The sequence below is a fragment of the Paenibacillus sp. DMB5 genome, from assembly GCF_001517085.1.
GTDB lineage: Bacteria > Bacillota > Bacilli > Paenibacillales > Paenibacillaceae > Paenibacillus_AQ.
Genome location: NZ_LRAC01000018.1, coordinates 19,060 through 27,018 on the forward strand (window position 1 = coordinate 19,060; position 7,959 = coordinate 27,018).

The window sequence follows — 7,959 nt, forward strand, 5'->3', positions numbered from 1 at the left end:
GAGGTACACCTCTTGAAAGTGGGAATCATGGGAGGAACCTTTGATCCTCTTCACATAGGCCATATGCTGGCGGCGGAAGCCGCCAGGGATTCGTATTCGCTGGATGAGGTCTGGTTCATGCCCTCGCATATTCCCCCGCACAAGCACGAGGCCGGTGCCTCCGGTGCTGACCGTCTGGCAATGGTAAAGTGCGCAGTGGAGGGGAATGAAGCGTTCGGCATTCTCGACTGGGAAATTGTCCGCGGTGGCGTCTCCTACACGATTGAGACCGTACGCAGTCTTAGACAGGAATATCCGCAGCATGAGTTCTATTTCATTGTCGGAGCGGATATGGTTGAATACTTGCCCAAATGGCATGGGATCCGTGAGCTGGTGGAACTGCTGACCTTCATCGGTGTAGGGCGCCCGGGAACACCGCTTGATCTTTCTGCCCTGCCGGATTATATCTCCGGCAAGGTGCTGCTGGCGGACATGCCGCAGGTGGATATTTCATCGACAATGCTCAGGTCACGGGCGGCCGCCGGCAGCTCGATCCGCTATATGGTTCCTGAGCAGGTGTATGAATATGTGCAAAGGAGTGGATTGTATGGCTTACAGCCGCGAAGCGCTGATTGAAGCCGTCTCTGCCCAGATGCCAGACAAGCGCTGGCAGCATACGCTGGGCGTAATGGAGACCTCAATCAAGCTTGCCGAAGCTTACGGAGCTGATCCGCAGCGGGCCGAAACGGCAGCTATTCTGCATGATGTGGCCAAATACTGGCCGGTTGAGCGAATGAAGGACATCATTGTTCAGAACGGCCTTTCAGCTGAGCTGCTGCAGCATGACAAGCAGCTGTGGCATGCAGAGGTGGGGGCTTTTGTCGCCGAGCATGAGTATGAAATCGCCGATCCCGAGATTTTGGGGGCGATCCGGTACCATACCTCAGGCCGTGAAGGGATGACCCTGCTGGAAAAGGTGGTCTGCCTGGCGGATTATATCGAGCCCGGACGGGATTTCCCTGGTGTGGACGAGATCCGTAAAAAGTCCATGGAGAGCCTTGAGGAAGGGCTGATTGCCGGCTTTGATTCGACCATCAGCCTGCTGCTGCAGAAGCGCCGGGTCGTATTTCCGCTGACCGTGCTTGCACGTAACGATTTAGTAAGAATACTGGAGGAAAAAATATGAGTGTACAATCAAGCAAACTGCTGGAGCTGGCTCTGAAAGCGGTCGAAGACAAAAAAGCGATGAACGTTGTTGCTCTGGATCTGCGCAGCGTATCGCCGATCAGTGATTATTTCATCATCTGTCACGGTAACTCCGACACCCAGGTGCAGGCGATTGCCACTGAAGTGCGTAAAGTGGTTCACGAAGCCGGCGGTGTTATCCGCGGGATCGAAGGCATGGATGCCGCCCGCTGGGTACTGATGGATCTCGGGGATGTTATCGTGCATGTCTTCCACCGTGACGAACGGGAGTATTACAATATCGAGCGTCTCTGGTCTGACGCCAAGGTTGTGGAGACGGTATGAGTCTGATTGCAGGAACGATCGTTACACTGGAAGTACTGCGTGAGGTTTCCCCATACGGTTACTTCCTGGGTGCAGGCGACCAGGATGTCATGCTGCATTATACAGAGCTTGTCGGCAGCAAGCCGAAGATCGGTGCCAAAGTAGAAGTGTTTATCTTCTTTGATACTGAGGACCGGCTTGCCGCCACCATGAAAAAGCCGTTTCTGACGCTCGGTGAGATGGCCCTGCTGGAAGTGGCAGATATTCATCCGCGCCTGGGCTGCTTCCTGGAGATGGGGCTTGGCCGCCAGCTGCTCTTGCCGATCGGCGAGCTGCCTGAGCTGATCGAGCTGCGTCCGCAGATTGGCGACAAGGTGTTCGTGCTGATGGAGCATGACAAGCAGGGCCGCCTGCGTGCCAAGCTGGCCGGTGAGCAGGAGCTTGCTCCGCTGGCTTTTTCCGCGCCGGAATCCTGGAGAGGCCAGAACGTTACAGCAAGAGTCTATAGACCCCTGCAGATGGGTACTTTCGTAGTCATAGACGGCGGAGTACTCGGCTTTGGTGTAATCGGGATGATTCATTCCTCCGAACGCAGCCGTCTGCTGCGTCTGGGGGAACAGGTTGAAGCACGTGTCTCACATATCCGCGAGGACGGCCGCGTGAATCTGGCAATGACCCAGCGCAAGGAAATTGGCCGGGATGTGGATTCTGCAGCCCTGCTGGAATTCCTGCACTCCCGCCCTGGCGGCGCAATGCCTTACTCGGATGCTACGCCTCCGGAGATCATCAAACAGCGCTTCGGCATTAGTAAGTCCGCGTTCAAACGGGCGATGGGCAAGCTGATGAAGGAAGGCCTGATTACTCAAAAAGAGAACTGGACCTATCTGGCCAAGCCTGAAGAGAACGCGCCGGAACAGAATCAGGAATAGAAAGCGGTGTGCGCATTGTCTTCCTACGGGAAATTTGCATATGTATACGATGAACTGATGGCGGACATGCCGTATCCGGACTGGCTGGCTTTTGCGGAAGCCGCATGGGTTAAATACGGCAAGCCGCGGACGGTCGCTGAGCTCGGCTGCGGTACAGGAAGTATTACGATTCCGCTGGCTGCAGCCGGGTATCACATGACCGGGATTGACCTTTCCTCTGATATGCTGTCTGTAGCCCAGCAGAAGATGGAGCGGCATCCGCAGGGACGCCGTTTCCTGCGTGAGGGAAGCGTACGCTGGATCAGGCAGGATATGACGGAATGGGAGCTGCCGGAGCCGGTCGATTCCGTCATTTCCTTCTGCGACTGCCTGAATTATGTGCTGGAAGAAAAGGATATCCAGGCGGTGCTTGCCCGGACATACGCCGGTCTCAAGCCGGGCGGGACGTTCCTGTTCGATGTGCATCATCCGAATACGCTGGTCCGTTATGAGGAGGAACAGCCTTTTGTGCTGGATGAGCCTTCGGTATCCTACATCTGGACCTGTGAGCTGGATGTGCCGCGGCGGGAAATTGAACATCATCTGTCCATTTTCGCCCGGGAAGAGGGGAGCGGCCTGTACCGCCGGTTTGAAGAAAATCATGTGCAGCGCGCCTATGATCCTCAGTGGCTTACGGAGGAGCTCCTTAAGGCAGGCTTCAGCGAGGTTCAGCTGTATGCCGATTTCGAATGGCTTCCGGCAGATGACAGCGCCCAGCGCCTGTTCTATGTGGCCGTAAAATAATTCTTATGTATGACAAGGGTCCTTACTTCAGGTAGGGGCCTTTTTTGTGTTGCAGTGACATGCGCAAAAATGGTGCGTGATAATAAGGGAACCGGTCCTGTACATCTGTACAGGACCGGCATCTTCCAACCTTTTACCGGTGCTCAATCAAGTCGATGGCACCCAGTACGATGTGTGCCAGACCAAAGCCAATGACGCCTGTTGCAGCCAGCTTATACTTGCTTCCCAGAAAAGCTGCGCCGGAAGCGGAAACAACGGTACCAAGAACGGTGGGGATCAGACCTTCGCGCATTCGAAACACTCCTTCTCGGTGGTTTGGGAGACAGGCTTATTGTCCGCTCTTCGCAACCGGATTATGTATGGAAGATGCTAATGCCTGATGTTTTAAAGAATTTTAAAGAAAACAGGCTTAATCCGTGCGGAAACTATCTTCTTTTGCAACTTTAAACCAATATTTTACTATTTTTTGATTGGTAAAGCGATTCTGTTCACAAAAATCTGGAGTAAAGAAGCATCATTTTCACAAATAAAATGACTTATTTCCGTAAATAGGCAGGGCAGTGTGCACAACATTACGGAGAGAGGAAGAAATATATGGTTTTTGTGCCTCAAAAGTTTCTATTTCCTCTTTCAGCCGAATACATTATAACAGCCTAAAACATTTAATAAATGTGTAAAGGAGGGAGCAGCACCGGCTGCAGGAACGCAGCTCAACCAAGCAATATGCCCATTCCATCAGAGTTAATTTGTATCCGTTTACATTAATCCCGGGCAACAACTATTTCTTATACAGGAGGGTCATGCATGAAAAACAAATGGCTGATTTCTTTACTGGTTGTCTCCATGCTGGTGTTTTTGGCCGGCTGCGGAGGGAAGTCTTCCTCAGGCACTTCCGGCGGCGAGACTTCCGTTCTGGAGGGCGGTGCGGGTGAAGCGGCGACAGAGCTGTCCTACTGGACGTTTGTCGAGCTGCACGGACAGCATTTTGAGAAAATGCTGGAGAAATGGAACGCTGCCAATCCGGACCGGCAGATCAAGCTGAATGTAACCGTCATGCCGTATGATGATATGCACAACAAGCTGTCCATCGCCGTGCAGACGGGTGTGGGAGCGCCGGATATTGCAGATATTGAGCTTGGTAAGTTTCCGGATTTCCTGGCCGGAGAGCCGCAGCTGGAGCCGCTGAACGATGTGGCAGAGCCGTATAAAGGTACGGTTGTCCAGTCCCAGCTTGATCTCTACGCCAAGGAAGGCAAAATCTACGGATTATCCACCCACGTAGGAGCGACGGTCGCTTTTTACAATACCGAAATTCTCGATGAAGCCGGAGTGGATTACAAAAGCATCGTAACCTGGGATGATTTCAAAAAGGCGGGCATTCAGGTCTACGAAAAAACCGGTAAATACATGGGCACCGCCGACACCAGTGCAATCTGGCAGGCTTCGCTGCTCCTGGCCCAGCAGGAATCGGATCTGACGGACGCTGACGGCAAGCCGCAGGTGAATTCACCCGAGATGGTCAGAGCGATGAAGATGCTGAAGGATCTGCAGGACAATAATGTAATTTCAACCATCGCCGGCGGACAGCCGGATACGGAAGAGGCTTACGGCGAATATAACTCAGGCAACTATGCGACCGCCTTTATGCCGCTATGGCAGATGTCCCGCTACACCAACTATATGAAAGACCTGAGCGGCAAAATCGCCATCGCCCCGCTGCCCGTCCTGGAAAAAGGCATGCACAGATCCTACGGCGGCGGGGGTACCGGAACAGTGGTGACCAAGACGGCCAAGGATATTCAGCTGGCAAAAGATTTTATCGCCTATGCGAAGCTGTCGCTCGATGCCAATATTGAAATCTGGAATACACTCGGCTTTGACCCGATCAACATGAGTGTGTGGGATATGAAGGAGGTAACCCACAATCCGGAGAACCAGTTCGTCAAATATTTTGTCAACAACCCGTTTGATGTGCTGAACGAAATCAGAGAGGAGATCAACCTGATCAAATCGACCTCAGCCTCGCCTACAATCAACAATGTGCTGTGTACGGTGACGCTGAACGAGATTTTTGAGGACGGAAAAGACATCCAGCAGGCGCTTGATGATGCCCAGACCCAGATCGAGCAAGAGCTGAAGTAGCAGGTACGGTTACTCTTTGGGGCTGTCCACCCGGTGGGCAGCTCTACTTTAAAGGAGCATTCGCCATGATCAAAAACTTCCTCTATTCGCAAAAGGTCGCTCCATACGTATTCGTGCTGCCTTTTGTGCTTGTATTCATCATCTTCTGGGTTTACCCGCTGCTGAGCTCGCTTGGCATGAGCTTTCAGAAGGTCACGCTCGGCCAGGAGGCCAGCTTTATCGGTGCAGACAACTACACCAAGCTGATGGGGGATACGATTTTTTTCAAAGCAGTGCGCAATAGTGCGGTGTATATGATACTGACCCTGCTGATCCTGATCCCGTTCCCGATGCTGTTCGCCGTGCTGATCAACAGTAAAGCCATGTGGGGCCGTGAGTTTTTCAAATCCTCGTTCTTTTTCCCGGCGTTGACCTCGGTGGTGGTGGCGGGGACGATTTTCCGGCTGATGTTCGGGGAGATGGAGGGCTCGCTGATCAACAGCATTCTCGGTGTGTTCGGCGTGGAGCCCATTAAATTTCTGAAGGGACAGACGACCGGATTTATTGCGCTGGTGGCGCTGGCTAGCTGGCGGTGGATGGGCGTGAACATGCTTTATTTTCTATCCGGACTGAAAAATATCCCTGACGACTACTACGAAGCCGCCTCGATCGACGGGGCATCCGCCTTCCAGCGGTTCACCCGGATTACGATACCTCTGCTGAAGCCGACGACGATCTATGTGCTGACGATCAGCATTTATGCCGGACTGGCCATGTTTATTGAGAGCATGATGCTCTGGAACGGGAATAACTCTCCTAAGAACATCGGGCTGACCATCGTCGGATACCTGTACCGGCAGGGGATTGAGAAAAATAATCTCGGTTACGCGGCTGCGGTCGGTATCGTGCTGCTCATCATCACCATGGTCATTAACCTGACGCAACTGGCGATCAGCGGGATGTTCAAGAAGGAGGAGGATTAAGTATGAACACAGGGACTCTCCGCAAAATCCTCCTGTTTGCCTTTTTCAGTGTGCTGTGCCTGCTGATCCTGGTGCCTTTTTATGCCGTGACGATTGCCTCGTTCAAGCCCGGGGAGGATCTGATCCGCTACGGACTTAACCTGCGGTTTGACTTATCGGCGATGAGCCTGGACAATTTCGTCTTTTTGTTCACCGGGGAGCATGCCTATTTCACCTGGTTTTTCAATTCACTGCTGCTGACAGTGGTACAGGTTGTATTGACGCTGCTAGTTAGCGCGACGGTTGCATACGGCTTTTCGGCCTATGAATTTAGAGGGAAAAATCTGCTGTTTGTCTGCGTGCTGCTCATCATGATGGTGCCGTTTGAGATTCTGCTGCTGCCGCTGTACACACTGACGTTTAATATGGGGCTGATGAACAGCTATTCGGCGATTATTCTCCCCGGTGTGGCGGGTGCGGCGACGATCTTCTTTTTCAGACAGTATTTACGGGGCATTCCCAAAGAGATGATTGCGGCCGGGCGGGTGGACGGGGCAAATGAGTATGCGATTTACGTGCGCCTGATTCTGCCGGTGATGAAGCCGTCTTTTGCAGCAATGGCCATTCTGAACGGGATGAACAGCTGGAACAACTTCCTCTGGCCGTTTATGGTGCTGAGCGATGAAAATAAATATACCCTGCCGATCGGCCTCAAGACGCTGCTCACTCCCTATGGTAACAACTATGATCTGCTGATCGTCGGCTCATTCTTTTCTATTCTGCCGATATTGGCGCTGTTTCTCGGGTTCCAGAAGTATTTTATTGACGGGATGACGGCGGGTGCGGTGAAGGGCTGAAGTTTGAAGGTTGAGAGTGGTGCATGTGGAAGAGCGGGCGCTGGTTAAGTAAACTGGCCTTAGTTGAAACGTCAGGCCGGTAAGGTGTGGGGCCGAGCAGAGCGGGATAATTAATGACACACGGTTATACGTTAGCAGGCAGCTTATCCGGAGCGGTGGGCGGCTTGCTTTTTTTTATTTATTTGCTATTGGGAGGTTTTCGTTTTATTATTTGAATATATGGAAATTTTTTCTTTGATGTGGAGGGTTAGATCGTGAAGCAAAGTGTGCTTAATATTTCGATATGTTTTGTGCTCGTAGCAGCAGTGGTTACGATGCATGATGTATTTCCCGACTTTAGTTATGGGGTGCCTTTAACTCTGCTGTTAGCGCTGGCTGCGTTATACGTTCTCTCAAAAACGGGAATTCAAAAGCCTGCATCCTATAAAGGAATGTCATTGTTATTCTTATCTCTGCTTATATTCACCTGTGTGTACCACGCTGTTCTGTCAGCAATAACGGGGAATGGATTGTTTGATAACAGCTACTGGATTTTCTTGTGCGTGTTCTTTGTTTTGGCCTGGCTGCGGATGCGCTTCAGCTTCAAAGGAAATAGCGGTACTGTGTTATAAACAACTCGTCTGCGGATGAGTTGTTTTTTTCTTTGCCGGCTGCACCGGGCAAGCCCAATCAAAGGCAAAAATGCCCTTGATTTCGGCTATCGGAGCAAAATGAGCGAAATCAAAGGCAAAAATGCCTTTGATTTTGGCTATCGGAGCAAAATGAGTGAAATCAAAGGCAAAAATGCCTTTGATTTTGGCTATCGGAGCAAAATGAGCG

11 protein-coding genes are annotated in these 7,959 nt (G+C 51.9%); 9 read left to right on the plus strand and 2 right to left on the minus strand.

Annotation, left to right across the window (positions count from 1 at the left end):
- Nucleotides 1-12 precede the first annotated feature (12 nt).
- The 5 genes from AWJ19_RS04790 to AWJ19_RS04810 are packed head-to-tail and all read left to right on the plus strand — an operon-like array spanning nt 13 to nt 3,200.
- Nucleotides 13-615, plus strand: a complete 603-nt coding sequence (locus AWJ19_RS04790; RefSeq protein ID WP_068721928.1) for a nicotinate-nucleotide adenylyltransferase — start codon at nt 13-15, stop codon at nt 613-615.
- On the plus strand, nt 587-1,165 hold the full coding sequence (gene yqeK, locus AWJ19_RS04795) for a bis(5'-nucleosyl)-tetraphosphatase (symmetrical) YqeK (RefSeq protein WP_068721929.1): 579 nt from the start codon (nt 587-589) through the stop codon (nt 1,163-1,165). Before AWJ19_RS04790 ends, yqeK begins: the two co-directional genes overlap by 29 nt.
- Complete coding sequence (gene rsfS, locus AWJ19_RS04800) at nt 1,162-1,509, plus strand: ribosome silencing factor (RefSeq protein ID WP_068721930.1); 348 nt, start codon at nt 1,162-1,164, stop codon at nt 1,507-1,509. The genes yqeK and rsfS overlap by 4 nt, the downstream gene beginning before the upstream one ends.
- Nucleotides 1,506-2,417 (plus strand): S1-like domain-containing RNA-binding protein, encoded by a 912-nt coding sequence (locus AWJ19_RS04805; RefSeq protein WP_068721931.1) that lies wholly within the window; start codon nt 1,506-1,508, stop codon nt 2,415-2,417. The genes rsfS and AWJ19_RS04805 overlap by 4 nt, the downstream gene beginning before the upstream one ends.
- Before the next feature lie 15 nt (nt 2,418-2,432).
- Nucleotides 2,433-3,200 (plus strand): class I SAM-dependent methyltransferase, encoded by a 768-nt coding sequence (locus AWJ19_RS04810; RefSeq protein ID WP_068721932.1) that lies wholly within the window; start codon nt 2,433-2,435, stop codon nt 3,198-3,200.
- A 133-nt stretch (nt 3,201-3,333) separates the two neighbouring features.
- On the opposite strand, the gene AWJ19_RS04815 is transcribed toward AWJ19_RS04810, so the two are convergent.
- Nucleotides 3,334-3,492, minus strand: a complete 159-nt coding sequence (locus AWJ19_RS04815) for an asparagine synthase (RefSeq protein WP_068721933.1) — start codon at nt 3,490-3,492, stop codon at nt 3,334-3,336.
- A gap of 512 nt (nt 3,493-4,004) precedes the next feature.
- Here AWJ19_RS04815 and AWJ19_RS04820 point away from each other — a divergent pair.
- The 4 genes from AWJ19_RS04820 to AWJ19_RS04835 all read left to right on the plus strand — a co-directional run bounded on the left by AWJ19_RS04820 (nt 4,005) and on the right by AWJ19_RS04835 (nt 7,751).
- The gene (locus tag AWJ19_RS04820; protein ID WP_068721934.1) at nt 4,005-5,342 is read left to right on the plus strand and encodes an extracellular solute-binding protein; all 1,338 of its coding nucleotides are present in this window, start codon (nt 4,005-4,007) and stop codon (nt 5,340-5,342) included.
- Between the two features lie 65 nt (nt 5,343-5,407).
- Nucleotides 5,408-6,304, plus strand: a complete 897-nt coding sequence (locus tag AWJ19_RS04825; protein WP_068721935.1) for a sugar ABC transporter permease — start codon at nt 5,408-5,410, stop codon at nt 6,302-6,304.
- A gap of 2 nt (nt 6,305-6,306) precedes the next feature.
- Nucleotides 6,307-7,140, plus strand: coding sequence for a carbohydrate ABC transporter permease (locus AWJ19_RS04830; RefSeq protein ID WP_068721936.1), 834 nt, complete (start codon nt 6,307-6,309; stop codon nt 7,138-7,140).
- Between the two features lie 254 nt (nt 7,141-7,394).
- Nucleotides 7,395-7,751 (plus strand): hypothetical protein, encoded by a 357-nt coding sequence (locus AWJ19_RS04835; protein ID WP_068721937.1) that lies wholly within the window; start codon nt 7,395-7,397, stop codon nt 7,749-7,751.
- On the opposite strand, the gene AWJ19_RS35100 is transcribed toward AWJ19_RS04835, so the two are convergent.
- The coding region (locus AWJ19_RS35100) for a hypothetical protein (RefSeq protein WP_157889942.1) at nt 7,746-7,959 on the minus strand (214 nt) is incomplete at its 5' end. The genes AWJ19_RS04835 and AWJ19_RS35100 overlap by 6 nt on opposite strands.